The sequence below is a fragment of the Peribacillus sp. TE19612 genome, assembly GCF_056279465.1.
In genome coordinates, this window is the sequence record NZ_JBWCCL010000004.1 from 332,888 (window position 1) to 358,586 (window position 25,699).

At 40.6% G+C, this 25,699-nt stretch carries 20 protein-coding genes and 1 riboswitch; of the genes, 14 read left to right on the forward strand and 6 right to left on the reverse strand.

Annotated elements, in window-relative coordinates; genetic code table 11:
* Window positions 1-56: 56 nt before the first annotated feature.
* Window positions 57-1,169 (reverse strand): mechanosensitive ion channel family protein, encoded by a 1,113-nt coding sequence (locus ACZ9AO_RS09770; RefSeq protein WP_476108960.1) that lies wholly within the window; start codon window positions 1,167-1,169, stop codon window positions 57-59.
* A 192-nt stretch (window positions 1,170-1,361) separates the two neighbouring features.
* Between ACZ9AO_RS09770 and ACZ9AO_RS09775 the strand changes: the two genes are divergently transcribed.
* Together ACZ9AO_RS09775 and ACZ9AO_RS09780 are read left to right on the forward strand one after the other, a co-directional pair.
* A complete protein-coding gene (locus ACZ9AO_RS09775) occupies window positions 1,362-2,450 on the forward strand; it encodes an undecaprenyldiphospho-muramoylpentapeptide beta-N-acetylglucosaminyltransferase (RefSeq protein WP_476108961.1) in 1,089 nt (362 codons plus the stop codon).
* Between the two features lie 52 nt (window positions 2,451-2,502).
* Window positions 2,503-2,646, forward strand: coding sequence for a DUF2639 domain-containing protein (locus ACZ9AO_RS09780; protein WP_072273150.1), 144 nt, complete (start codon window positions 2,503-2,505; stop codon window positions 2,644-2,646).
* A 41-nt stretch (window positions 2,647-2,687) separates the two neighbouring features.
* Here ACZ9AO_RS09780 and ACZ9AO_RS09785 read toward each other — a convergent pair whose 3' ends face one another.
* From ACZ9AO_RS09785 to ACZ9AO_RS09800, 4 genes are all read right to left on the reverse strand, one after another.
* Window positions 2,688-3,371: an LrgB family protein gene (locus tag ACZ9AO_RS09785; protein ID WP_063593858.1), complete on the reverse strand. Its 684-nt coding sequence runs from the start codon at window positions 3,369-3,371 to the stop codon at window positions 2,688-2,690.
* Window positions 3,346-3,738, reverse strand: a complete 393-nt coding sequence (locus ACZ9AO_RS09790; protein ID WP_034307450.1) for a CidA/LrgA family protein — start codon at window positions 3,736-3,738, stop codon at window positions 3,346-3,348. Before ACZ9AO_RS09790 ends, ACZ9AO_RS09785 begins: the two co-directional genes overlap by 26 nt.
* 206 nt (window positions 3,739-3,944) lie before the next feature.
* Window positions 3,945-4,499: a GNAT family N-acetyltransferase gene (locus tag ACZ9AO_RS09795; protein WP_034307447.1), complete on the reverse strand. Its 555-nt coding sequence runs from the start codon at window positions 4,497-4,499 to the stop codon at window positions 3,945-3,947.
* A gap of 333 nt (window positions 4,500-4,832) precedes the next feature.
* Window positions 4,833-5,612, reverse strand: coding sequence for an undecaprenyl-diphosphate phosphatase (locus ACZ9AO_RS09800; protein ID WP_476109003.1), 780 nt, complete (start codon window positions 5,610-5,612; stop codon window positions 4,833-4,835).
* A 208-nt stretch (window positions 5,613-5,820) separates the two neighbouring features.
* Here ACZ9AO_RS09800 and ACZ9AO_RS09805 point away from each other — a divergent pair, with 208 nt between their 5' ends.
* The 5 genes from ACZ9AO_RS09805 (at window position 5,821) to dapF (ending at window position 10,741) form a co-directional block, all read left to right on the forward strand.
* Window positions 5,821-6,141, forward strand: coding sequence for a DUF4870 domain-containing protein (locus tag ACZ9AO_RS09805; RefSeq protein ID WP_034311189.1), 321 nt, complete (start codon window positions 5,821-5,823; stop codon window positions 6,139-6,141).
* A 513-nt stretch (window positions 6,142-6,654) separates the two neighbouring features.
* Window positions 6,655-7,449 carry a hypothetical protein gene (locus ACZ9AO_RS09810; protein WP_476108962.1) on the forward strand — a complete coding sequence of 265 codons (795 nt, stop codon included), beginning with the start codon at window positions 6,655-6,657 and terminating at the stop codon, window positions 7,447-7,449.
* Window positions 7,450-7,538: 89 nt separating this feature from the next.
* Complete coding sequence (locus ACZ9AO_RS09815; RefSeq protein WP_096337423.1) at window positions 7,539-8,111, forward strand: beta-class carbonic anhydrase; 573 nt, start codon at window positions 7,539-7,541, stop codon at window positions 8,109-8,111.
* A gap of 156 nt (window positions 8,112-8,267) precedes the next feature.
* The gene (locus ACZ9AO_RS09820) at window positions 8,268-9,569 is read left to right on the forward strand and encodes an NCS2 family permease (RefSeq protein WP_318292854.1); all 1,302 of its coding nucleotides are present in this window, start codon (window positions 8,268-8,270) and stop codon (window positions 9,567-9,569) included.
* 185 nt (window positions 9,570-9,754) lie between these two features.
* Complete coding sequence (dapF, locus tag ACZ9AO_RS09825) at window positions 9,755-10,741, forward strand: diaminopimelate epimerase (protein ID WP_251540122.1); 987 nt, start codon at window positions 9,755-9,757, stop codon at window positions 10,739-10,741.
* A 424-nt stretch (window positions 10,742-11,165) separates the two neighbouring features.
* On the opposite strand, the gene ACZ9AO_RS09830 is transcribed toward dapF, so the two are convergent.
* Window positions 11,166-13,013, reverse strand: a complete 1,848-nt coding sequence (locus ACZ9AO_RS09830) for a DNA ligase D (RefSeq protein ID WP_476108963.1) — start codon at window positions 13,011-13,013, stop codon at window positions 11,166-11,168.
* Between the two features lie 150 nt (window positions 13,014-13,163).
* Between ACZ9AO_RS09830 and ku the strand changes: the two genes are divergently transcribed.
* The 7 genes from ku to ACZ9AO_RS09865 all read left to right on the forward strand — a co-directional run bounded on the left by ku (window position 13,164) and on the right by ACZ9AO_RS09865 (window position 25,699).
* The gene (gene ku, locus ACZ9AO_RS09835) at window positions 13,164-14,006 is read left to right on the forward strand and encodes a non-homologous end joining protein Ku (RefSeq protein ID WP_048687774.1); all 843 of its coding nucleotides are present in this window, start codon (window positions 13,164-13,166) and stop codon (window positions 14,004-14,006) included.
* Window positions 14,007-14,498: 492 nt separating this feature from the next.
* On the forward strand, window positions 14,499-15,149 hold the full coding sequence (locus tag ACZ9AO_RS09840; RefSeq protein WP_476108964.1) for an MOSC domain-containing protein: 651 nt from the start codon (window positions 14,499-14,501) through the stop codon (window positions 15,147-15,149).
* 111 nt (window positions 15,150-15,260) lie between these two features.
* Window positions 15,261-15,359, forward strand: a riboswitch (SAM riboswitch).
* Window positions 15,360-15,462: 103 nt separating this feature from the next.
* Window positions 15,463-17,310 carry a bifunctional homocysteine S-methyltransferase/methylenetetrahydrofolate reductase gene (locus ACZ9AO_RS09845; protein WP_476108965.1) on the forward strand — a complete coding sequence of 616 codons (1,848 nt, stop codon included), beginning with the start codon at window positions 15,463-15,465 and terminating at the stop codon, window positions 17,308-17,310.
* Window positions 17,303-20,752, forward strand: a complete 3,450-nt coding sequence (gene metH, locus ACZ9AO_RS09850; RefSeq protein WP_476108966.1) for a methionine synthase — start codon at window positions 17,303-17,305, stop codon at window positions 20,750-20,752. The genes ACZ9AO_RS09845 and metH overlap by 8 nt, the downstream gene beginning before the upstream one ends.
* 104 nt (window positions 20,753-20,856) lie before the next feature.
* Window positions 20,857-21,624, forward strand: a complete 768-nt coding sequence (locus ACZ9AO_RS09855) for a polysaccharide deacetylase family protein (protein WP_476108967.1) — start codon at window positions 20,857-20,859, stop codon at window positions 21,622-21,624.
* A gap of 78 nt (window positions 21,625-21,702) precedes the next feature.
* Window positions 21,703-22,470, forward strand: coding sequence for a dioxygenase family protein (locus tag ACZ9AO_RS09860; protein WP_476109004.1), 768 nt, complete (start codon window positions 21,703-21,705; stop codon window positions 22,468-22,470).
* Window positions 22,471-22,846: 376 nt separating this feature from the next.
* The gene (locus ACZ9AO_RS09865) at window positions 22,847-25,699 is read left to right on the forward strand and encodes a 2-oxoglutarate dehydrogenase E1 component (protein WP_063593846.1); all 2,853 of its coding nucleotides are present in this window, start codon (window positions 22,847-22,849) and stop codon (window positions 25,697-25,699) included.

Below are 25,699 nucleotides of genomic sequence, written 5' to 3' on the forward strand. Positions count from 1 at the left end.
TTAAGAGTTTTTATTTGAAACAAAAAAGACTTGCCGTTTGGGGCAAGTCTTTTTTGTCAGTCGCGCATGGATTCAAAATCATTCATGGCTTCCATATCTGAGTCTTTTTGAAGAATGAATGCCTGTGAAGGAATGGCAATTTGTACACCTTCCTGTTCCAATATCTCCATTATTTTAAAGTTCACATCTTCTTTGATTGATAAATATCCTCCAAAGTCCGTGGCTTTCGTGAAGAAATATAGGTAAAGGTTGAAACCGGAATGACTGAACTCATCAAATTTAACCAAAATCGTTTCCGGATGTACTTCAGGATGATCAATAAGCATTCTTTCAATGTCTTTAATGACATTTTCCAATTTTTCTTTTGGTGTCGTGACATTAACACCCAAATGGAAGGCAATCTGTCTTTTACCCATCTTGGACCAGTTGATGATCGGTTCATTCGAAAGGGTCGCATTCGGGACTGTAACTAAAGCTTGGGCAAAAGTCCGAACTTTAGTGCTTCGGAATGTGATGTCTTCAATGGTTCCCTCCACACTTGGAGTTTTGACCCAATCTCCTATGGTAAAAGGTTTTTCGGTAACGATGACGATACCCCCGAAGAAATTGCTGACGGTATCTTTAGCGGCAAGTGCGAAAGCCAATCCACCCAAACCAAGCCCTGCAACAAATCCATCGACATTAAATCCCCATTCTTCCGCAATGATGGAAGCCCCAAAAGCAATGATGATTATGTTTATGATTTTCGTAAAGAACGGCATGACGATTTGATCGACTTCTAGTCCGAATTTACTTACCAATTTCGGAAATAAAATGGTTAAGATCGAACTGATATTAAAAATCGTCCAAAAGAATAAGAAGACAAAAAACGATCTGTATATTTTCGATCTGAATTCAGCCGAAGGTGAGTCGATCGGAAAGTAGTGCAGTGAAATGATAACCCCAATCAAAACGATAAGCCATCTTACTGGCTGTTCTATTGCGAGCATTAAGTTGGCGGCAAATTCAACTTTACGTTTTTCTGCAATCCGTAGAAAGAACTTGAATATATATGTAGTAAATACTTTTCGAAGCAAAAGGAAGATTAGAAAAATGCCTATGGAAATTCCTAATTTGGTCCAGGCTTCGATTCCATCAAATTGATTGAGTGATTCAGAAACTTCTTGCAATGTATTACTCCTCCATTGTATCTTGTAGTATTGTAGAATACTAAGATTATAATATATTCACGCTGAAAAAGGAAAAATAATCGATAATTACATACATAATGGGGGATTTCGGTTCACTGAATACTTTTTCAAGTTATTAATGGCAAGGATATATGGTAATATGTATGCAAAGTGATTTTTTAAGTTTGGAAGGTGGAAATATTGACTAAGAAAATAGTATTTACCGGAGGCGGTTCTGCCGGTCATGTATCTGTTAATGCAGCAATCATCCCGGAATTTTTAAAGAATGATTGGGATGTTACTTATATTGGTTCAAAAAAAGGCATTGAAAAAAATATCATCGAAACGGAATTTCCCGAGGTCCGTTATGAAACGATTTCCGTTGGGAAATTCCGACGTTACCTTTCTGTTGAAAATATGAAAGACCCTTTCCGGGTCATAAAAGGGATTTTTGATGCACGAAAAATATTAAAAAAGACCAAGCCTGATTTCATTTTTTCTAAAGGTGGTTTCGTTTCGGTTCCAGTCGTTTTGGCAGGCAGGATGCTGAGGATTCCGATTGCGATACATGAATCGGATTATACGCCTGGTCTGGCTAATAAGATCGCGATGCCACTTGCATCGAAAATTTTCACTACCTTCCAAGAAACGGAAAAAGAACTTCCAAAAGAGAAGGCCATGTATCTTGGCGCTGTATTACGCGATGGCATTTTTACGGGAAACGCTTCTGCTGGTAAAGCATTTTGTGGATTCACGAATAACAAACCGGTGCTACTCGTTATGGGCGGAAGCCTTGGGGCCGTTAAAATCAATAATTTAATTACAGATAACCTTGATGCCTTATTAAAGGATTATCAGATTATTCACATTTGCGGGAAGGGAAATGTGAAAAGCGAATTGAAACAAAGGGGATATGCTCCTTTTGAATTCGTGCACGAAGAATTATTCGATCTTTTGGCGGCTGCAGATGTCGTTGTGTCAAGGGCTGGTTCAAATTCTATCTTTGAATTCCTTGGTTTGCAAAAGCCGATGCTGCTTATCCCTCTAAGTGCCAATGCATCCCGTGGAGATCAAATCCTGAATGCGTCAAGTTTTGAAAAACAGGGTTTTTGTAAAGTAATCCAAGAAGAAGAGCTGAATGATCGGATTTTTAATGCTACATTAGCGGATTTATTGAAAAAATCGGATGAATATCAAGAGAAAATGCGTCAAAAACGCCCATTCAAAACGGCAGCTGAAATGTATGAATTACTGCTTAAAGTAATAGCTGCAAAAAAATAAGTATCATTCCCCTCTATTCAGCATATCTTTTTCGAAAAGAGGAGGGGGTAGAATGGCTTATGAATATTCCAAAGGATGGTTCATTCAGCAGCTAAAAGCCGCAGGGATTAGCTACCATCCAATTGAAAAAAGAAAGCTGGAGCTGTATAAAACTTATATCCTAAGGCGTTTATACGAGGATCTGCAAAAAAGATAATCATAAAAATAACCGCAACGTCGTTGACGTTGCGGTTATTTTTATAGGAATTTACTTATAAAAGGAAAGAAACAGGATATAAGGATACCTGCGATAGCCATTGCCGCACCTGCGACAGCCCCGGTAAACTCACTTTCCTGGGCAGCTTGAGCCGTTCCGAGACCATGAGCGATCGTACCATATGCGATACCACGTGCGAAGGGCATCGTAATGTTTAGTTTATCCATCATTTTTGGAGCAATCATCGTACCCAGCACCCCTGTCAAAACGACGAAGGCAGCTGATATATTGGAATTTCCGCCATAAAGTTCCGTGATTTCAACCGCGATGGGCACTGTAATGGATTTAACTGCCAATCCTTGGAATATGAATGGCGGAAGTGAAAATGCTTTAGCGATGGCGAAGGCAATGATCAATGTGGCAAGGAGACCAAAAATCATGCCGCTAATTGCCGGCATTGCATATTTAACGATTATTTTTCTATTTTTATAAAGTGGGACGGCCAAAGCAACGGTAGCTGGTCCCAGGAAATAGGTGATGATGTCTTTTCCTGGTGAATAATCCTTGAAGTCCAAACCGCTGATCAGCAGTACGAGAATAATTGTAACCGTACTGAAAAATACGGGCGTCGTAAAAGGTGATGGATGTTTAGCATAGATTTTCCTTCCAATGAAATAGGCAAGGATGGTTATCAAGATGCTATATATTGTGATGAGCGCTGTCATGCTGTTTAACCTCTCCTCTATGGGATAGCTTCTGAACGGTCCATGCTGAAACGATGAATCCAAATATCAGGCTGACTCCCAATGTAAGTGCCAAAGGCAAACCGAATTCAATGAAAAGCCATCCCATCGTCATTAAACTGATTGAAATGGGAATGAAGAAAAAGGCTAGGTGCTTTACCAAAAATCCTGAAGTAAGTTCAATCCATTCGACTTTTATGACCTTCGTCTGTAATAAACCGAATAACAGAATCATGCCGATGACGTTACCTGGTATAGGTAAGTGAAGTAAATTGGCTAAATAATAGCCAAGCTTGCAAATGATGAGCAGGAAGATAAGCTGCACGATAAAAGCAAATGTTTTTTTCATGATTAAGTCCTTTCAATGACGCTTTGAATATATTGTTGAATTGGTCAATTGTATTCATTATAAAAAAATATCCCTAAAAAGAATAGGGATTTGCAGCAATCTATGTTAAACATCCCGTGAAACTGGAAAAAAGAGCTTTCCAGGTATGGAAGCTCCGGCCATTATATGAAAGGATAAACAAAGCCATATTGAAAATGTTCTTCGCTCTATGCTTCAAGTAACTGCTGTTCGTCATCATCATGCTGTCTAAGGATATGAAAGGTGTATAAATCTTTAGGGATTTCATACAAATCGTAGATATCTCCTTCATGATTGATTTGATCATAAAGGGATTTTCTTGTTTCGTTGGCATTGACGGCATAGGGAAGCTTTTCTGCGGCTTTTATGGAGCGGATATTTTTTTTTCGAATTCGCATGAAGACCGTTTCCAAACCGAGCTCGAAAAAAAGCTCTTTGAAGAAAGCGTCTTTTGCGATGGCATTATACCCTTTTCCATGATAAGGCTTGCCAAGCCATGTGCCTAAGAAACCTGCACCATTTTCAATATCGTATAAAGAAATACAACCGATGGGATTTTCCCATTCATCCAAGATTGTTCGTGAAATGAGTTGCCCAGCATCTTCGGCTTCAATCGTTTGCTTAGTAATGAAAACATATTCTTCATATGAATCTACCTTATGGCGCACGAAAGGGAAGACATCTGGATGCGTCATTTGTTCATAAAGAGAAAAACAATCTGTGAAATCTCTCTTTTTTAACATTTCCGTCCCTCCGTTTGAGGGCAGTTCTTATGCGTAGTCGCTGCCCACCCTCGAAATTTTTTAAGTCGTTCATCAAAAAATTTCGGGGTGGGAATCGAACCCACTAGAACCGGAAACCGGTGGCGCACCATTTGCCTTCCCTATTTTTATTGTCAGAAAGTATGCAAATCTAAAGAACCTTACGAAGGTATAATACTAAAAAAAAAACGGTTTGGGAATAGGTTTTTTGCCTTTTTTTTTCGTCAAATTTCAACTTTTTCTCGAAGGGTGAAATCTTTAGGCAACCGTCTGCATTCTTCCATGAAAAACTGCTTTTTTCGCCCGCTTTTTTCTTTAAAATTTACCTGTGAATTGCATGAATAAAATGATTACGCCAAGGGCCCATACATAAATGGAGAATATTTTGAGTGAACGCTTTTTTAAGAAATCGATCATCCATACTACGGCTATATAACCAAAGATTGCTGCTGAAAGGGTTCCGACGAAAAGCGCAGTGAGTGGAAGCCGTTCAACTTCTCCTGTAAAAATCGGTTTCATCTGAAATACGATGCCACCCGTAATGGCAGGAATGGAAAGCAAAAAGGAAAAATAGGCTGCAGTGGCCCTATCCAGTCTGCAGAAGAGGCCAGCAGCTATAGTTAAGCCGGAGCGCGAAAGAGCTGGCATGATGGCAGCAGCTTGGAAAGTACCGATGATCAGCGCGTCTTTAATCGAAATTTCATGAAGGGATTTGCCGCCTTTTCTTACTCCGTCGGCTACCCATAAAATCAGTCCGGTTGCTAAAAATTCCCAGCCTATGGTCACGCCTGTTTTTGAAAGGCCATCAAACCAATCACCAAGTAAAATGCCGGCAATCACGGCAGGAATCGTCCCAGCAATGAGAAGCAGAGTCATTTTGGAGAAAGGATTTTTCAAAATGGCAATTATGTCACTCTTATAGACGACCAATAACGCCAGCAAGGTTCCGATGTGGAGCATGGTATCCAGAAAAATGCCGGCCTCGTCAAGGTGGAAAATATGCCGTCCTAAATATAAATGTCCAGTGCTTGAAATAGGTAAAAACTCAGTCAAGCCTTGAATGATCCCAAGGATGAAGGCTTGAAATTCATTCAGCAAAAAAACATCACTCCATTCTAGAAGGTATAGGACAATCCATTATTTAAACTGTATGCTCAAGACCGATGAACATGTCCGGATTTTATTGTTCATATCAAGAAAAGGCAGTCCAGATATACCTTCTTTCGAATATAATGAGAGGAAAAATGAAACTATTTTTCGTTTGATTCGTAATTATTTATATGAGAAAGGAGGAGAAGACACTATGCCTACTAAAGATGAAAGAGTGTTTGCTGCCCTTATTTATGTGATCAGCTTTTTTACAGCATTTATCGGTCCTTTGGTGATTTGGTTATTGAAGAAGGACTCGTCACAATTTGTGGATTATCACGGAAGGGAATACTTGAATTTTTTCATTTCCTACACCGTATATTCAATAGTCGCAGGGATACTCACTATAGTATTGGTTGGATTCTTGCTATTGCCGGTAATCGGGATAGCATTAGTCGTATTCACCATCATTGCTGCTGTTAGGGCTTATGAAGGAACGGATTATCGATTCCCGTTGATTTTCAGGATATTATAGAATGATGTAAAAGGATTCCGTTCATTCGGAGTCTTTTAAGACTGCAGACAAACTGGAAGAAATGCGAGTTTGTCTGCAGTTTTTTATTTGAAAACGTTCCAGTGGATTTCAGAAATCCGTTCCCTTTCCGCCGACTGCCTGCCAAGCCTCCTCGCCTAGCGGCTGCGGTGTCTCGGCGAGCCAGTAATTCGGCAGGAGAGTCGCAAATTACTTCAATCCAATAAGGAATACAGTAACATTAAGAAAAATCTAGTCTTGTTTTAAAATTGGGTAGGACCCCATTCTGTCTACAATAAGATTCCGTTCAATTCGGAGTCCTTTTTTATTTGGTCCGTGTTGGGAATTCCCTTACATTAAAGAGGGAATAGATCACACTAAAGCGAATAAAGTATTATGATAACTGCTTCTATGCACGTTTAGGAAGCGGATGCCGGGCGGGTTGTGGTACTGCTAATCAATGGCCGTCCTAAAGGCGGTAATCTTTCTTGTAAGGAGTGAGGAGCAAAGCGGGATATGAATATACGTGAATATTATCAGAAAACGAGCAATTCAAATTTTCATGCATCTTGGGTATCTCTTCTTTTGGCCGTTGTCTTTTTCATTTGCCATATTTTTGCGATGATTCCGGGCAATATATTATTGATAACATCTCCTTTTATTTTCTTTAGCATTGCTCAATTTGTCAGTCATCGCATATATGAAAACAGAATGAAGGAATTGCCTGATGAACACATCGGGACGAATGCCGGGTTATTAGAAAATGAACATGTTTTATTGACGTTTATGCCAGCACCGACTTTGCGACTGCTTCTCTTTGCGCCGAATGGGTCACTAATGGGCGAGGTACGTGATTTGAATATGAAGTGGTTCATGTGGATGATTCCCAATTTCTTGTCGATGCTATTGGCCAAGCGATATGAACTGGTGGACCATGAGGGGCGTTTGCTGGCTAAGTACCATATCAAAAGGGGGCTTTTCAATAAAATGACGATCCTGGATGATCAGGGCGGCATTATTGGATTGTATCAAGAAAATCGGTCATTCGTAAACGTCAATGGAATGATCTATAAGGAAGATGGTACGGAATGGATGCCAATTGAAACGCCGGGAACTGTGAATTCTTTCGAGATTGCCACAAAAGACGGGGAAAAGATCGCTTCATACCAAGAAGGCTGGATGCCTTTGGAGTGGGGAAAACGATTCAAGACTAATACACCCATACTTTCTTTTTCATCAAATGTTGCTGAAATTCCTAAAATCATTGTCTTTGGGTTCTGTGCAGCCACTTTGAATCATCGTTCAAATTGACTATGGTTCCCCTTTAGCAAATCTTTTAAAAATTTGATATAATAATAGGAGATACATAGATTCAATACAAAATAAAAAGGTGGTAAATTATGAGTTTACTTAATGAGATTCTTGATTACAATGAACAGTTTGTAGAAAAAGGTGAATATGTTAAGTATAGAACGGACAAGTTTCCTGAGAAACGTATGGTCATCATAAGCTGTATGGACACTCGGCTCGTTGAACTTTTGCCAAAATCCATGAATGTCAAAAATGGCGATATCAAAATCCTGAAGACTGCAGGGGCAATCGTCTCCCACCCATTCGGAAGTGTCATGCGGAGTATCCTTGTTGCTATTTATGAGCTAAAGGCAGATGAAGTATTGGTCATACCTCACCATGACTGCGGGATGGCATCAGTCGATGCCGACTCTGTAATGGACAAGATGATCGAACGTGATATACCAAAGAGTACCATCGATACACTGGGAGCTGCAGGAATCGATATCCGCAGTTGGCTCCGTGGATTTGATGATGTTTATGAAAGTTGTAAGAACAGTGTCGAAGTGATTAAAGGACATCCTTTGATTCCTAAAAATATTCCTGTACATGGTCTAATCATTTCGCCTGATACAGGGAAGCTGGAATTGGTAGTCGATGGGTATTCGCAAGAACAAAAATAATATATTCATCGAGGCTGTCGGGCTCATTTCCGACAGTTTTTTTCAAATTTTTATCATTGCTATTTATTTTTATCCTTTTTTTTGTTAAAATCGCCAAGTGTAGTTTGTCACTAATACAAACGGGTGGGCGAGGGATAAATTTAATAAGGATACAACATGAAGAAATTAAACTTGGAAACGTTTTTTCATTTTTCCGACTATGGAACGAATGGAAAACGTGAAATCCTTGCTGGAGTGGTCAGCTATTTTACGATAGTCTATATTCTCATCGTGAATTCCCTGATTTTATCGGAAGCGGGCATACCGATTAATGCTGCAGTGATTGCCACGATTCTTTTATCTGCTTTTAGCTGTGTCATGATAGGACTTTGGGCGAACGTCCCAATCCTTCTCGTTCCAGGAATGGGCGTCAATGCCCTATTTGCTTATACCATGGTTCAAGGAATGGGTCTATCTTGGCAATCGGCTCTTGGTGCTGTGTTTATCTCGGGGGTAATTTTTGTAATCATCGCTTTTACAAAATACTCCAAGATAATCAGTGATTCGATTCCAATTTCGATAAAAGAAGCCATATCTGTTGGTCTTGGCTTATTCTTGATGCTGATCGGACTTGAAAAGGGCGGGATAATCACAAGAGGTTCATCATCAATCGTCGCACTGGGAGATTTAAGCGATCCAGCTGTGTGTGCAACGGTGTTGACCTTTTTACTGGCAATCACGCTGTTCATCAAGAATGTCCCCGGTAATTTCATGATTACCATCCTGGCAGGCAGCCTCATTGCCTATTGGTTCGGGACGGTTCAACTATCGGAAATCCATTTTTCAGGCATAAACACTGCTTCCTACGGCGATCTCTTCTTTTCATTATCGTTCTTGGAAGCAAACCGGATTGAATTCTGGATAAGTGTATTTGCGATGACGATGGTTCTTGTTTTTGAAAATATTGGTCTTGTGCACGGGCATGTAGACAGCATAAACCGCCAGGGTGCCTATAAAAAGTCGCTGCAGGCGACTAGTGTATCCGTTCTGTTTTCAGGTTTATTCGGTTCGAGTCCTACTGTTGCTACAGTTGAAACGGCAGCAGGAATCGCATCAGGAGGCAGGACTGGTTTTACTTCAGTGGTGACGGGCGTGCTATTCATTCTATCACTGCTATTTATACCGGTGATTAAAGTAATCCCTGATAGCGCCATTGCCCCCATATTAATTATCATTGGCATTTTGATGCTCGGAAATATAAAAAAGCTGGATTTCAGCGATTTAACCGAGAGCATACCTGCAATCATGATCATTACGATCATTCCTTTCACTTACAGTATTGCCGATGGAATGGCATTCGGTTTCATCCTGTACCCGTTCTTGAAGCTTGTAACCGGAAAAGGAAGAGAAGTGTCAGCCCCGATGTATGTGAGTGCCGGAATGTTTATCGTCTATTTCATCATCGGTATGATCGGTTAATAATCATAAAAGAGCGGTTGGTATGAGTTAATTCATATTCCAACCGCTTTTCTTATTGGACTTTTCGTCGAAAAAAAATGGATTTATTATGATTTACGCGATGACACATCCATCTTGAAAATGCTATGATATAGAATATTAAAAAAATGATAAATGACAAGCAGCATATTAGAGGATGTGACAGGATGATTATTGAAGGTTTAAAAAGCCATGGTTCAGGAAATGATTTCTTGATCATTGATGAATTGACTACTACCCTGACGTTTACTGAAGAAGAGCGGAAAAATTTCGCGAAGGCCCTATGCAATAGGGAGAGGCTTGGAGCGGATGGTATTTTGTTCGTAATGAAAAGTGAACATGCTGATTGCCGGATGCGTGTCTTTAATGCAGATGGATCGGAAGCCTCAATGTGCGGTAATGGACTTCGCTGTGTGGCACGTTACGCGTATGACGTTCTTGGGCTCGATAAAATGATCGTGGAAACCATGAAGGCTAATTTACTCGTCGAAAAAACGGAAGATATTTATGAGGGGATTCCGACTTTCAAGGTGGAAATTTCCCCGGTAAGTTTTAATGTGAGGGATCTACCTCTTGTATTGGATAAAGAACAGCTGCAAAACGAAACATTACCGGAACTGCATGATACCCTTTTATTTTCGGCATTAGCGGTTCCTAATCCACATTTGATCTCACTTGTCGATAGTGATGTTTTACAAAGTGATTTGCAGGAAAAACTTTCAACAAAGGTCAATCAACCGAATGAGCTTTTCCCTGATGGTGTCAATGTCAGCTTTGTGAAAGATTTGGAACCAGGGAGCATTTATGTGCGGACATTCGAACGTGGAGTAGGATTCACGAATGCATGTGGAACGGCGATGTCGGCTTCTAGCCTAGTAACATGCTCTGTTGGGTTAAACGCGTTGGAAAGTGAAATATCTGTCTACAATAACGGTGGAAAAGTTAAATGCGTGGTCCACCATGATGAAGAAAGCCAAACATATTCAATTGATTTAATCGGGAATGCAACCTATGAATTCAAGGTATCGATTGAAATAGACTTAGATCAGCCTGAAAAATTTGAAATGCTTGGAAAAGAGGATTTTGAATTGGAAACAAGCTTATATGCCAAGCTGCAGGATGAAGTGCAAAGGTATTTGAAAACAAAATTATAATGAAATTTTCAAACTGCAGGCGAACTCGAAAAAAGCGAGTTTTCCTGCAGTTTTCTTATTTAAAGTTGCAGTTGATTTCAGAGATCCGCTCGCTTTCCGCCGACTGTCTGCCGACTGTCTGCCAAGCCTCCTCGGCTCAAGAGCCTGTGGGGTCTCGGCTAGCCAGTTATTCGGCAGGAGTGTCGCAAATTTCTTCAATCCATTAAAGATTATAGTAAAAAAACATGAAGGTAACCTAGTCTTAAACATTATTCGGGATGAGACTAGCCTAGAGTTTTTCTTTAAAGAAACGTCCCAGTTGATTGGAACGTAAGGTACGAGACTCCTGCGGGAAAAGCGTGGCCAAGGGAAACCCCGCAGGCCAGCGCCGAGGGCGGACCGCCCGCGGAAAGCGATTTTCTAGAGCAACTTTCCATCTTACCAATTAGTTATTGGTCTTTTTTTGTTTTAGGAACGACAATACTTCCAAAAAGGCTGGTCCATTATCTACCAGTCGGTAATCCATAAACGCACACCCGTCTCTTTTTATTCTGTTTGGTATGGTTTCAATCGTAAAGTCCTTTAACTGGAGACTTTCGTTCACTTCCTCCCAAAACAAAGGTGTAGCCACACCAGCGAAAGAATTTCCCCGTGGGGAATAAGGAAGAATGATGGTTTTTCCTTCACTATGCTGCACAAAGTCCAAGTAAAGTCGATTATGCCGATTTATTTTCATTCTTTCCGTTGTAAAATCATTCGGATTGGAACTTGTTAAATAATCACCCAGAAAGTCAGTGAATATGCGTGTCTCCTGATAAGTAAATCTGTCTTCAGGCAGAGGGATGTGAATTTGCAGTCCTTTGTTACCTGAAGTTTTTACAAAAGCTTTAATCCTTAATGATTCCATCACCTTTTTTATTTCCTGTGCAGCCTTTACCGCAAAGGAGAAATATTCGATGGAAGGAGGATCCAAGTCCAGGACGATTTCGTCGGGTCTTGTTTTACCGGCTTTCTGAAATGGGGCATGAAATTCCAATGCAAGTTGATTACCAAACCAAAGGAGAGTTTCAATGTCGTTACACAGCATATACTCGATATCCTCATCCATGAACGTTTTAATAAAGTCAGGCGCATAATCAGGTTTGTTTTTTTGGAAAAATCTTTCTTTATCCAAAGTTCCATGAGGATAGCGGATCGTGGTAAGAAGCTTATCCTTCAAGAAGGGTAAGAAGAAAGCTGAAACCTCCCGTAAATAATGAAGGTATTCTACTTTTACCACCTGTTTACCTTCTGTTTTCCAAAGCGGTTTATCCCTTGAAGTTATTTGTACAGTATCTGGAAATGTATATTGCCCTAGCACGAATTTCTCCCAGGTACATTCGTCGGGAGAAGTTTGTAAAAGCCACTGCGAAAACTGAGGTTCACGCAATTCATTTTCCTCATAAACGTGTAAGAATTGAACTTCAATGCAAATGGATGGATGGATATAAAAAAATTGTGCGTCTTCGTCTGATGCATTTTGCTTGATCAATTGATGCAATATACTTTTATCTCTAGCACTCAGTCCATTTTTGACACTTCCGATTTTCGTTACGGCACCTTCTTTGAATACTGCAAGGGAAACGTAGCCATTTTCTTTGTGCAATGCTGTGATGAAACAAGAAACGGTCTTCCAATTTTTCACCTTAATCCAAGATGTTGTACGTCTTCCTTCTTGCCAAGCACCCCGAGTTTCCTTGGCGACAATCCCTTCGCCATCTAACAAGGTGACCTTATTCAAGGCAATATCCAAAACGTCAAAACTCTCTATTAATTGTATCAAAGCCTTATCGGTGGGATCAGGAGGCATAGGAAGACCGAGTTTTTCCCCCATATTCAACATCAATTCCCTTCGTTCCACCATAGGTTTATCTGCTACCTCTTTTCCGCTGATGCGAAGCAGGTCAAACGCTATAAACCGACATGGGGAAAAACGGGCATTTTCTGAAATTAAGGATTGTTTCCCAAGGCGTCCTCGCCACTGTATTTGAAAAAAGTCCGCCTTCGCCTGATTCGTAAGCCAGACCAATTCTCCATCTAACTGAAGCGGGAGATAATCTTCCAGGTCCAGGTCTTTGATGAAAGAAATGATTTCTGGGAATTGAGGTGATAATTCCTTTTCATTCCGACTCGAAATGCTTATGGTATCGGAGTCTATCGTTAAAATAGCCCTAAAGCCGTCATATTTGACTTCATAACGCCAATCCTTGGAGTTGGGGGCTTCAGGGTAATAGGTAGGCAGCATCGGTTTCATTTTTGTATTTACCTCCGCAAATAATTGATAACATTATTTTGCCAAAAAAACGAAGTGTTAGAGTTGGCAATTGTTTTTTCGTTTTTTTTTGAACAAAGGGGAATAATAAAATTGTTCTTCTTATCAAAAATAAGTTATGAGGTGACGAATATGCATACGATGTGGAAGGGGAGCATATCATTCGGTTTGGTGAACATTCCGATCAAACTTCATGCTGCAACGGAGGATAAGGATATATCTTTAAGGACGTTGCATAAGGAATGTCATACACCGATTAAATACGAAAAGGTTTGTCCAGTATGCGAGAAAGAAGTGGGGAAGGATGATATAGTCCGCGCTTTTGAGTATACAAAGGGAAAGTTTGTTGTATTGGAAGACAATGAACTAGAACAACTGAAAAAACAAAACGAAGAAAAAGCCGTGGAAATCGTGGATTTCGTTAAAATTGAAGAAATAGATCCCATTTATTTTAACCGGAGTTATTACATGTCCCCAAATGACGGGGGGATAAAAGCTTATTCCCTTTTGAGGCAGGCCCTCAAGGAATCGAATAAGGTGGGGTTGGCAAAAATCATCATTCGCTCCAAAGAACAAATGGCGGTAATCCGAGTCGTTGATAATACCTTGGTTATGGAAACGATTCATTATCCGGATGAAGTCCGCTCCACAGCGGATGTTCCGAATATCCCTGCCAATGATACCATAGTAAAAAAAGAAATCGATACTGCCGTATTATTGATAGATCAATTAACGACTACTTTCGATCCGACAAAATACACCGATGACTATCGAACCGCGTTACTAGAATTGATTGAATCAAAGAAAACGGGACAGACGACGATTACAGCGAAAACAAAAGAACCAGTTTCCAACAATGTAACTGATTTAATGGAGGCATTACAGGCATCCATAGACCGTACAAAACATGATGAACCGGAAAAGAAAAAGACGACCCGAAAGAAAGCGGCACCGAAAAAAAAGAAACAAGCGTAAACAGGAAGCTGAGCGGAAGACGGATGATGTCGCTCGGCTTTCTGCTTGTTTTTGCAAGGATCAGGCTTCTAATAAAAAATTGAAAGGGACTTGATAAGGAGGGGAGGAAAGTACAAATAGGTGAGTCGATCACGATGCAAGAAACTGAATGGAATTACAGGAAATTAGTGGATATTAATGAAAGCAAAAAAAATTCGCTCCCTAAAGAGCGACAATGAGGAATTCAATCGTGAAAATCAACATATAGGCGAACGGTTGTAGTTTTCGACTATATATTGTGTTCATATTCTACCATATTTAATTCTGAAATAGCAACTAAATTACTGAAACTAACCTATGAATTTTTCTGGAAATCAATGATATTTCGCCCATTAACTGCTCATATGGCTTTTTCATTTCATATACATATAAAAAGGTACTGAATAAAATGGATTTTTAGTATAATTTATACATATAGGATGATATAAATTTAATATGAATGGAAGATGCAAAATGGAAAATGGAAAAATTAAATCACTACATGCAGGGAAGCCGAAACATGAAATTTTTTCGAATATCGATATCTTTTCAGCCATGGATAAACAAGCACAGGATAATTTGACAGTGACTAAATCTGGCATAATCGGTGATGGTGTCGGTAATGTAAAGTTCCATGGAGGTCCTGATCGGGCTTTGTGCTTTTACCCATTTGAGCATTATTCATTATGGAATGAAAAATTCTCTAAAAAGCTGGATATCCCTGCATTCGGTGAAAATTTAACTATAGCGGGGATGAGGGAAGAAACAACGTATATCGGCGATATTTATCAAATAGGCGATGTGATTGTTCAAATTAACCAAGGGAGGATACCTTGTTCGACCATTTCCTTCTTCAATCAAGAACCTAAGTTTTTGGAACTCGTACTGAAAACGAGTTTCACTGGTTATTTTGCTAGAGTACTTCAAGAAGGAACGATAAATAAACAAAACGAGATTGTGTTAATAGATCGTCTACAAGAAAAAATTTCTGTCCATTACGCAGCAGAGGTCATCCTTCATAAACGAGATGGGCTGGAAGGAGCTAAGGCTTTACTTTCACTAGACTCGTTAGCGGAAGACTGGAAACAAAGGATCTTGAAGAGGGTTCAAGCAGAAAAAAATTGAATGATTTTTGCAAAAGTGAAAAAAATGTCGATCAGGTATTGAAATTGACAGATTATTAATGTAAATTAAATATAATCAAATTTTGAAATCTTATGAAAATTATATAAATGGATCTTATCGAGAGAGGTGGAGGGACTGGCCCGAAGAAACCTCAGCAACCAGCTTAGGCAAAGGTGCTAAATCCAGCAAGCAGAGCTTGATAGATGAGGAGAATGTTTCAAAAACCTTCTTCTTTGAGAAGGTTTTTTTTCCTTTTCTCTCATACTCATAGAATACGGCAAAAACAGGATTGTTTTTGAGAGAGGGTGTAATGATGAATTTTCGTAAAGAATTAAAAGAAAGAATGCTGGTTGGAGAAGGGGCAATGGGGACCTTGCTTTACTCTAATGGCATTGATCAATGTTATGAGGAATTAAACTGCACGAACCCAGATCAAATAGAGTCCATCCATCGAGCCTATCTGGAAGCTGGTGCAGATATCCTTCAATCGAATACATACGGAGCCAATTTCAATAAATTGAAGCGGTATGGACTTGAAGATGAAGTGAGTAGAATCAATCGCCAGGGAGTCATTCTTGCTAAAAGAGCGGCAAAAGGAAAAGCATACGTCTTCGGTACCATAGGGGCTCAGCGGAGTATCAGGAAATCGGATTTAAGCATGGAAGAGATAAAACGGGGTTTTCGTGAACAGCTATACAGTCTGTTGATGGAAAATCCTGATGGGATTCTCCTGGAAACATTTTATGACCTGGAAGAACTGGAAACCGTCCTGCAAATCGTTAAAAATGAAACGGGACTGCCGATTATCGCAAATGTCTCGATGCATGAACTGGGTAATCTTCAAAATGGAATCCATTTAAATGAAGCCTTTCAAAAACTCGAGCAATTGGGTGCCGATGTGGTTGGTGTGAATTGCCGCCTCGGACCACATCATATGATTCGGGCCTTGGAAGAAGTGAGTTTGCCAAAGCAAGCATCGATTGCCATTTACCCTAACGCCAGCCTGCCGGATTATGTCGATGGGAGGCTCGTTTATAAAGCTGTGCCGGAATATTTCGGTTCTAGTGCCCTGGAACTTCGTGAGCAAGGCGCCGCGATCATAGGAGGGTGCTGTGGAACGACTCCACTGCATATTCAAGCTGTAAAGCATGCAATTGGAAGTTTGGCTCCCGTGAAAGAGAAATTTACGAAATCCCGTGAAATAGAAGTAATTGAAGTGAACGATAGGGAATTGGAACTTCCCCTTTACGAAAAAGCCAAAACGGAACGGACGATTCTTGTTGAGTTTGATCCACCGAAAAAGCTAGGGATAGAGAGCTTCATGACTGGTGCTGAGGTTTTGAAAAAAGCAGGGGTCGATTCCATTACATTAGCGGATAATTCACTTGCCTCACCAAGGATATCGAATGATGCACTGGCTAATTTACTGAAGAACCAATTGAATATAAATCCGATGGTGCATATAACATGCCGTGATCGAAATTTGATTGGCCTGCAGTCACATTTAATGGGTCTGCAGACGGTAGGGCTGAACGAAATATTGATCATCACCGGAGACCCTTCAAAAATTGGGGACTTCCCGGGTGCCACTTCGGTTTATGATTTATCTTCCTTTGACCTGATAAGTATGGTCAAACAATTTAATGAAGGTCTTTCCTATTCTGGTCAAAGTTTGGGTCAACGGGCAAATTTTAAAATTGCGGCAGCTTTTAATCCCAATGTGAAATATCTGGATAAAGCCGTACTGAGAATGGAAAAGAAGATTGCCTGCGGTGCTCAATCCTTTTTGACACAGCCAATTTATTCCGTGGAGCAAATCGAAGAAGTATATGAAGCGACAAAACATCTAGAAACCCCGATTTTCATCGGTATCATGCCCTTAACAAGCACCCGGAACGCCGAATTCATCCATAATGAGATCCCAGGCATCAAATTGCCTGATAATGTTAGAAGGGCCATGGCTCTAGCGGGGGATGACCCTGTAAAGTCAAGGATTGAAGGGGTGAATATCGCGCGGGAACTGGTGGACGCGGCTAGGGAAAAATTCAAGGGCATATATTTAATCACTCCATTCCTTCGCTATGAAATGACGGCGGAACTTACGAAATATATTAGAAAAGTCGATAGTAAACAGACATCAGAGGTGGCAGTACATGAATAAAAAAGCGATTCAAGATCAGTTAAATTCTAAGATTCTCCTACTTGATGGGGCGATGGGAACGATGCTTCAAGCGGAGAATTTGACAGCAGACGATTTTGGCGGGGAACAATTCGAGGGCTGCAATGAATATTTATCACTGACGCAACCGGAAATCATCCAATCCATTCATGAAAAATATTTAGCAGCGGGCGCAGATATCATAGAAACAAATACCTTTGGAGCGACCAGTATCGTCCTTGAGGAATACCAAATAAGTACGATTGCCTACAAGCTAAATAAAATTTCAGCTGAGCTTGCCGTTAAAGCTTGTGAAAAGTATTCCAATGATGAATGGCCAAGATATGTAGCTGGCTCGATGGGCCCCACTACAAAAACGCTTTCCGTAACGGGCGGAACGACTTTTGATGTTTTAACAGATTCTTATGAAGAGCAGGCACTGGGTCTCTTGGATGGCGGGGTAGACTTGCTGTTGGTGGAAACCTGTCAGGATATGCTTAATGTCAAGGCTGCCTTTTCTGGAATCAAAGCAGCATTCGCTAAAACGGGAAAAGATGTGCCTGTCATCATATCAGGAACAATCGAACCGATGGGCACGACACTTGCCGGCCAGTCCATAGAAGCTTTTTATTTATCGGTTGAACATATGAAGCCCGTAGCTGTCGGCCTAAATTGTGCAACAGGGCCGGAATTCATGATAGACCATATCAGGACACTTGCAGATATATCAAATAGTGCCATCAGCTGTTATCCGAATGCCGGGCTCCCTGATGAAGAAGGCCATTATCATGAATCACCTACATCCCTGGCAGAGAAAATGAAGCAATTTGCCGAAAAGGGATGGGTCAATATCATAGGCGGATGTTGTGGTACGACACCAGAACATATTAAAGAACTTTCCAGGGTACTCGAAGGCATGAAGCCCCGTACAATTACGGAAACTGCCCATGGTCATGCCGTATCAGGGATAGAGCCGCTTATTTATGATGATTCAATGCGTCCTTTATTCGTAGGGGAGAGAACGAATGTTATCGGTTCCCGAAAATTCAAGGAGCTGATACGTGGAAAGCATTACGAGCCAGCTGCCGAAATTGCACGTAACCAGGTAAAGAAAGGCGCCCATGTCATTGATATCTGTCTTGCTGATCCTGATGGGGATGAGCTTGGCGACATGAAGGAGTTTGTAGAAGAGGTCGTCAAAAAAGTGAAAGTCCCATTGGTCATCGACACTACGGATGAAGTCGTACTTGAACAAGCATTAAAACATTCACAAGGAAAATCGATCATTAATTCCATAAACCTTGAAGATGGTGAAGAGCGCTTTGAAAAAATAGTACCCTTAGTCCATCAATATGGTGCTGCCGTTGTCGTAGGAACCATTGATGAAATTGGGATGGCCGTTGATGCTGAACGGAAATTGGAAGTGGCTACGCGATCTGTGGATTTGCTCGTCAATAAGTACGGTCTAAACAAAAATGACATCATTTTTGATCCGCTGGTATTTCCTGTAGGCACCGGGGATGAACAATATATTGGATCTGCATTGGAGACGGTGAATGGAATAAAGGCGATTAAAGAAAAGTTTCCGGAATGCCTAACGATACTTGGGATTTCCAACGTTTCTTTCGGTCTGCCGGAGAGGGGAAGGGAAATATTAAATGCCGTTTTCCTTTACCATTGTACAAAAGCGGGTCTCGATTATGCTATCGTGAATACAGAAAAACTTGAACGTTTCGCCTTGATACCGGAAGAGGAAGTGAAATTGGCGGAGGCACTCCTGTTTGAGACTTCAACTGAAACTTTAGCGATTTTTACCGAATTTTATCGTGGGAAAAAAGCGGAGAAGAAGGATGATGGTGTGATCCTGCCATTGGACGAACGTCTTGGTTACTATATTATCGAAGGAACGAAAGAAGGATTGATTGATGATTTAAATGAAGCGATAGAGCGCGGTGATACCCCATTGGAAATCATCAATGGACCATTGATGGATGGGATGAGTGAAGTGGGGCGGCTGTTCAATGACAACCAACTTATTGTCGCAGAGGTGCTTCAGAGTGCTGAAGCGATGAAGGCGGCTGTAGCTCACCTTGAACCACTTATGGAAAACTCTGAAGATAGTGCTAAGAAAGGGAAAATCCTGTTGGCGACCGTCAAGGGAGATGTGCATGATATCGGGAAAAACCTAGTGGATATCATCCTATCCAATAACGGCTATGAAGTCATTGATTTGGGAATAAAGGTCGCACCGCAACAAATCATTGAAGAGGTTCGAAAACATGAGCCAACCATCATTGGCCTATCTGGGTTACTTGTCAAATCTGCACAGCAAATGGTTTTAACTGCGCAGGATTTAAGGCAAGCGGGAATAGATACCCCCATTTTAGTTGGAGGGGCAGCATTATCCCGTAAATTCACCGATTTTAAAATTTCACCTGAATATGAAGGGCCGGTTTTATATTCCAAAGATGCGATGGATGGTTTGGCGGTAACGAATATTTTACATGACGCCGACAAAAAAGTGGTGTACTTGGAAGAGTTGGTCGAGAAACGAGAAAGGTCGAAAGCGAATGCCGCCATTGCTGCCACGTTGGAAAAACCTGTTCGTAAGCAGTCCACAGCGGCTCCTTTAAGCGATGTTCCTGTTCAAACACCGCGTGATATCAAACGTCACGTCCTGAAAAACTATCCATTGGATGTCGTCCAGCCATATATAAATAGGCAAATGCTGATTGGTCATCATTTGGGGTTAAAAGGAAAAGTTGCCGAGTTGCTTAAGCAAGGGAATGAAAAAGCAGTGCAGCTCAATGATCTCGTTGACGAATTGATCGAATTCCTAAAGACGGAACCGGATTATGGTTTGCATGCAGTTTATCAATTTTTCCCTGCTCAAAGCGAAGGAGATAAGCTATTTATATACAACCCGGACAATCATCATGAGGTTTTGGAAACTTTCGACTTCCCCCGGCAAGATACGAATCCGCATCTTTGTTTAGCGGACTTCGCAAAACCGATCTCCTCCGGGCAAATGGATTATGTTGGTTTCTTCCTGGTCACTGCCGGAAAAGGAATCAGGAAATGGGCGGAAAAACTGAAGCTTGAAGGTGATTTCTTGAAAAATCACGCCCTTCAATCTCTTGCTCTCGAGACAGCTGAAGGGTTCGCGGAAAGAATTCATCAATTAATGCGGGATGATTTAGGTATAAGCGATCCGATTGATATGTCCATGAAAGAGCGATTTGCAGCTAAGTACACAGGGCAAAGGTTTTCATTTGGTTATCCTGCTTGTCCTAATCTGGAAGACCAGGAGAAGCTATTCCGCCTGTTGCAACCTCAAGATATTGGCGTAGAATTGACTGAAGGATGCATGATGGAACCAGAGGCTTCCGTTTCAGCCATTGTTTTTGCACATCCTGAAGCTCGTTACTTTAATGTCGATCGATAACTTCATTTAATAAAGGCAGCGGTATTTTTTACCGCTGCCTTATTGCGCATGAAACCCCTTAACTGGTACACCTTAATGGTCAAAAGGAAGGGGATGCAGTACCTATGAAGAAGATGCTAAAATTAATTCTTGTCATGGCGAGTTCTTTCATTATTATTTTTTTTGATGTGGATGTGCAAAACATTCAAGTGCATGCAGTGGTTCCTGAAGAGATGACACCGCTGCTAAAAAGTAAGGCGAATCAGAAAATCGCTTATTTGACCTTCGATGACGGACCATCCTTGAATACCATGGAGATATTGAATATTTTGGACCGCTATCATGTTAAGGCCACATTTTTCGTTAAAGGTAACGAAGAACCATACGCAAAGAGATGTTATCAGGAAATGATATCCCGCGGTCATTCAATCGCCCTTCATTCTTATACTCATGATTATTCCATCGTTTATCGGTCGACTGAGAGTTTCTTTCAAGATTTGAATAGGCTTGAAACCATGCTGCAAGAGGAGTATGGGATAAAAAGCCGTATTGTGCGCCTTCCTGGCGGCTCGAATAATCGTCTGCGGCATCAGGCGTCAACGAAACCAATCATCAATGGAATCCTTCAGCAACTAAAGGAAAAAGGGTATATTTATTTTGATTGGTCCATTGACTCGACAGATGGCTTCAGTCCGTCAATAAGTGAACAACAAATCATTACTGCTGTACAAAAAGGGATGAAAAATCAAAAGCATGTTAATATCTTATTGCATGATATCAATAGTATGAAAAACACTGTGAAAGCGTTGCCTGATATAATTGAATTCCTTAAAAAAGAAGGATATTCCTTTGATACTATTGACGAGACTACGCCGAAAATGCAATTTAATTGATGAACACATTGTTTAACTATAGTAAATTAAGGTATAGGATATTGAGATTACAATGCGAAAGGATTAAACGTCTCTATGATGCCATCATTGTTTTTATCACATGGAACACCGCTATTAGCTTTGGAAAAGAATAGCTATACTATTTTTTTGAAGGAGTATATGCAAACTATGAAGAAACCTGCTGCCATCGTTATTTTGTCAGCACATTGGGAAAATGAAGATCAAATGATTTCTGCAGTGGGGAAGCATGAAGTCATTTACGATTTTGCTGGATTTCCTGAAGAAATATTTCAGATAACATATCCTGCGAGGGGATGCCTGGAGCTGTCAGATCGAATTTTAACCTTATTGTCCAGGATAGATGTATTGGGGGAACTTGATGAAAGGCGCCCCCTTGATCATGGAGCATGGGGGCTTTTGCACCTCATGTACCCCGAAGCTGATATCCCGACCGTATCTATGTCCATTAGTCCTTCGCTGCCATTGGACAAGCAGTATGAAATTGGGAAAGCGTTGAGGGAATTAAAGGAAAATAATGTCCTTATCATAGGAAGCGGCGGAATTGTCCATAATTTCACTCATATTCAGAAAGATATGCATGTTGCAGAGGGATGGGCAATCGAGTTTGAAAACTGGGTCGAAGAAAAAATCCTGAAATGGGATTTGCAATCTTTGTTCAATTATGAAGATATCGCCCCTTACAGTACAGAGTCTGTGCCTTCCAAAGAGCATTTCATTCCATTGGTCATCGCAATGGGCTCAGGGGATGACAATAAAAAAGCGGCTCTTCTGCACAGAAGCTTTCAATATGGCAATCTAAGTTTAACAGCTTGGAAGTTTGAGTGAGGTGAAAGGGCTTTCAAACTAGTTAAATTTACCTGAAAAATAATCATTATACAAAAATACAAAAATCTTTTTTTAGCGAAAAAAAGACTTAAATGAGCAAAAAAGACAGTTAAAAGCGATTTTTGACGAATTAAGCAGAAATATAGTTGAAAAAAGGTTGTATAAAGTGGTTTAACCTTTGGATATTTCGACAAAAACATGTTAATATAACATCTGAAAACGTTTTATCCTTTAAAATTTTATTATTCAATAACCAAAGTTATTTATTATATATCTTATATATATCATATATTTGGGGAAAATTTAGAAGAAAGAAATTTGGGGATGGATAAAACGTAATGAAAAAAATTATGAGAAAAATTTGGGGGTTTACAAAATGACCATCAATGATTCTAAGGTATTAGACCACTGGAAAGCTTTTTCGGGTCCAAACCTTGGGTATGTCATGGAGCAATACGATTTATTTCTAGCCAACCCGGAAGAAGTGGATCCGGAACTGAAAAACTTTTTTGAAGTAGCAGGTCCTCCTTCATTCGATGTATCGGCAGAAACAACGACTGTAAGTGCATCAACTGTACAAACTGGAGAAGTTCTTCCAATGAAGAAAATTATGTCTGCAGTTAATTTAGCTGAAAATATCCGTGCATACGGGCATCTTGCTGCAAATATTTATCCTTTAAAAGAAGAAGCTCTGGACACTGAACAAATTCACTTTGAAAAATATGGCTTGACTGCAGATGATTTAAGGAAAATACCGGCGGACTTAATTTGTCCGGAATCACCTGAAGACGTTAAAGACGGATACGAAGCCGTACAATACCTAAAACAACTCTATACAAAAACGATAGCCTTTGAATTTCATCATGTTAATGACTTGGATGAAAAGCAATGGCTTACTGATATGGTCGAATCTGGAAACATGTTCCCGGAAGTGGGAAAAGAGAAAAGAGAACTATTACTTAAAAGATTGAATGAAGTAGAAGGTTTCGAGAAATTCCTTCACCGCACATATGTAGGGCAAAAACGTTTCTCTATTGAAGGACTGGATGCTTTGGTTCCGATTTTAGATGAAATGATTTCACAAACTGTCCAAAACGGAACGGGTAATGTGAATATTGCCATGGCTCACCGTGGACGTTTGAATGTGCTTGCACATGTATTAGGAAAGCCTTATGAGGTCATTTTCTCTGAATTCCAACATTCACCGAATAAAGATTTGGTTCCTTCCGAAGGTTCGACAGGCATTAACAATGGATGGACAGGTGATGTTAAATATCATTTGGGTCTGGATAAACAGATTACTAAAGCTAATATACAAAAAGCAAGGATTACACTTGCCAATAACCCAAGTCACTTGGAAGTAGTCGGTCCAATCGTGGAAGGGTATTCTCGTGCGGCTCAAGAAGACCGTACAGAAAAAGGATTCCCGGTGCAAGACATTTCCAAATCTCTTGCAATCCTGATTCATGGTGATGCTGCATTCCCAGGTGAAGGAATTGTACCTGAAACGTTTAACTTAAGCCGTTTACGCGGTTATCAAGTTGGCGGCGCAATCCATATCATCGCCAATAACATGATCGGTTTTACAACGGAAAGTGAAGATTCACGTTCAACCTTATATGCTAGTGATTTGGCAAAAGGCTTCGAAGTGCCGATCGTGCATGTAAATGCAGATGATCCAGAAGCATGTATGGCTGCTGTGAACCTTGCTAACCTATATCGTGAAAAATACAACAAGGATTTCTTGATCGACCTAATCGGTTACAGACGTTTCGGCCATAACGAAATGGATGAGCCATTGGTGACTCAACCTGAAATGTATGCATTAATCCATAAGCATCCAACCGTAAAAGAGCTTTATGGGAAAAAACTTATTGAATCCGGCGAGTTCACTGAAGCTGAAGTTAAAGCGATTGCTGAGCAAGTGGATACAAGGCTTGCAGATGCATATGCGAAAATTTCCGGAAATAAACCGGAAGCTTCCAAAGAATGTAATCCTCCTGGGATTATTGAAAAAGGACTTCCAGCCATTGAAACGGCAGTTCCGAAACAAGAACTTGTTACAATTAACGAAGAACTTGTTAAGTGGCCGGAAGGATTCACCCCTAATAAAAAATTAGGAAAGATTTTATCACGTCGCTTGGATTCCTTTGGTCCTGAAGGAAAAATCGATTGGGCACATGCCGAGACATTGGCTTTTGCTTCGATTTTAAGTGACGGCACGCCAATCCGTTTGACAGGACAAGATTCAGAGCGTGGAACATTCGCACAACGAAATATCATGTTACATGATAGTGTTAATGGAAAAACATATTCACCACTTCACACACTTGAAACTGCCAAAGCTTCATTCGCTGTTCATAACAGCCCGCTTACGGAAACGGCAGTTCTGGCTTATGAATATGGTTATAATGTTTTTGCTCCTGAGACACTTGTATTATGGGAAGGCCAATTCGGTGACTTCGCTAATACAGCACAAGTGATCTTTGACCAATTCATCGCGGCTGGCCGTGCTAAATGGGGTCAAAAATCAGGTCTTGTCATGCTGCTTCCACACGGTTATGAAGGACAAGGGCCAGAGCACTCAAGTGCACGACTGGAACGCTTCCTTCAATTAGCAGCTGAAAACAACTGGACAGTTGCTAACTTAAGTTCGGCAGCTCAATACTTCCATATCCTTAGAAGACAAGCTAAGATTTTGGATCAAGAACAAGTACGTCCGCTTGTCATCATGACACCGAAGAGTATGCTTCGTAATCAAGTGATGGCTTCTACAACAGAAGAATTCAGTGAAGGCGCATTTGAATCATTCGTTGAAACCAAAGCATTGGGCAAAAAACCTAAATCGGTTGAACGCATTGTTTTTGCAACTGGTAAATTGGCGGTTGAACTTCGTGAAAAAGCGGCAACTGAAAAAAATACGGATTGGTTGCAAATCATCAGTATCGAAGAAATCTATCCATTCCCATTCACTGGAGTTCAAGAAGCCCTGAAAAAATATACAAATCTTAAAGAAATCTTCTGGGCTCAAGAAGAACCTAAAAACATGGGTGCTTGGACATTTGTTGAACCTCGCCTAAATGCAGCGGCTCCTGGCAATCTTTCAGTAACATATATAGGAAGGAAGCGCAGATCAAGCCCGGCTGAGGGAGATCCACTTGTCCATAAAAATGAACAACAACGGATTATGACTCAAGCAATTACACGCAATAATGAGGGGGAGAAATAA

Coding starts and splice junctions, on each gene's coding strand:
- ACZ9AO_RS09780 (WP_072273150.1), top strand. CDS start 2,503: ATGGCTTATGAATATTCCAAAGGATGGTTCATTCAGCAGCTAAAAGCC.
- ACZ9AO_RS09785 (WP_063593858.1), bottom strand. CDS start 3,371: ATGACAGCGCTCATCACAATATATAGCATCTTGATAACCATCCTTGCC.
- ACZ9AO_RS09790 (WP_034307450.1), bottom strand. CDS start 3,738: ATGAAAAAAACATTTGCTTTTATCGTGCAGCTTATCTTCCTGCTCATC.
- ACZ9AO_RS09795 (WP_034307447.1), bottom strand. CDS start 4,499: ATGTTAAAAAAGAGAGATTTCACAGATTGTTTTTCTCTTTATGAACAA.
- ACZ9AO_RS09805 (WP_034311189.1), top strand. CDS start 5,821: ATGCCTACTAAAGATGAAAGAGTGTTTGCTGCCCTTATTTATGTGATC.
- ACZ9AO_RS09810 (WP_476108962.1), top strand. CDS start 6,655: ATGAATATACGTGAATATTATCAGAAAACGAGCAATTCAAATTTTCAT.
- ACZ9AO_RS09815 (WP_096337423.1), top strand. CDS start 7,539: ATGAGTTTACTTAATGAGATTCTTGATTACAATGAACAGTTTGTAGAA.
- ACZ9AO_RS09820 (WP_318292854.1), top strand. CDS start 8,268: ATGAAGAAATTAAACTTGGAAACGTTTTTTCATTTTTCCGACTATGGA.
- dapF (WP_251540122.1), top strand. CDS start 9,755: ATGATTATTGAAGGTTTAAAAAGCCATGGTTCAGGAAATGATTTCTTG.
- ACZ9AO_RS09830 (WP_476108963.1), bottom strand. CDS start 13,013: ATGAAACCGATGCTGCCTACCTATTACCCTGAAGCCCCCAACTCCAAG.
- ku (WP_048687774.1), top strand. CDS start 13,164: ATGCATACGATGTGGAAGGGGAGCATATCATTCGGTTTGGTGAACATT.
- ACZ9AO_RS09840 (WP_476108964.1), top strand. CDS start 14,499: ATGGAAAATGGAAAAATTAAATCACTACATGCAGGGAAGCCGAAACAT.
- ACZ9AO_RS09845 (WP_476108965.1), top strand. CDS start 15,463: ATGAATTTTCGTAAAGAATTAAAAGAAAGAATGCTGGTTGGAGAAGGG.
- metH (WP_476108966.1), top strand. CDS start 17,303: ATGAATAAAAAAGCGATTCAAGATCAGTTAAATTCTAAGATTCTCCTA.
- ACZ9AO_RS09855 (WP_476108967.1), top strand. CDS start 20,857: ATGAAGAAGATGCTAAAATTAATTCTTGTCATGGCGAGTTCTTTCATT.
- ACZ9AO_RS09860 (WP_476109004.1), top strand. CDS start 21,703: ATGCCATCATTGTTTTTATCACATGGAACACCGCTATTAGCTTTGGAA.
- ACZ9AO_RS09865 (WP_063593846.1), top strand. CDS start 22,847: ATGACCATCAATGATTCTAAGGTATTAGACCACTGGAAAGCTTTTTCG.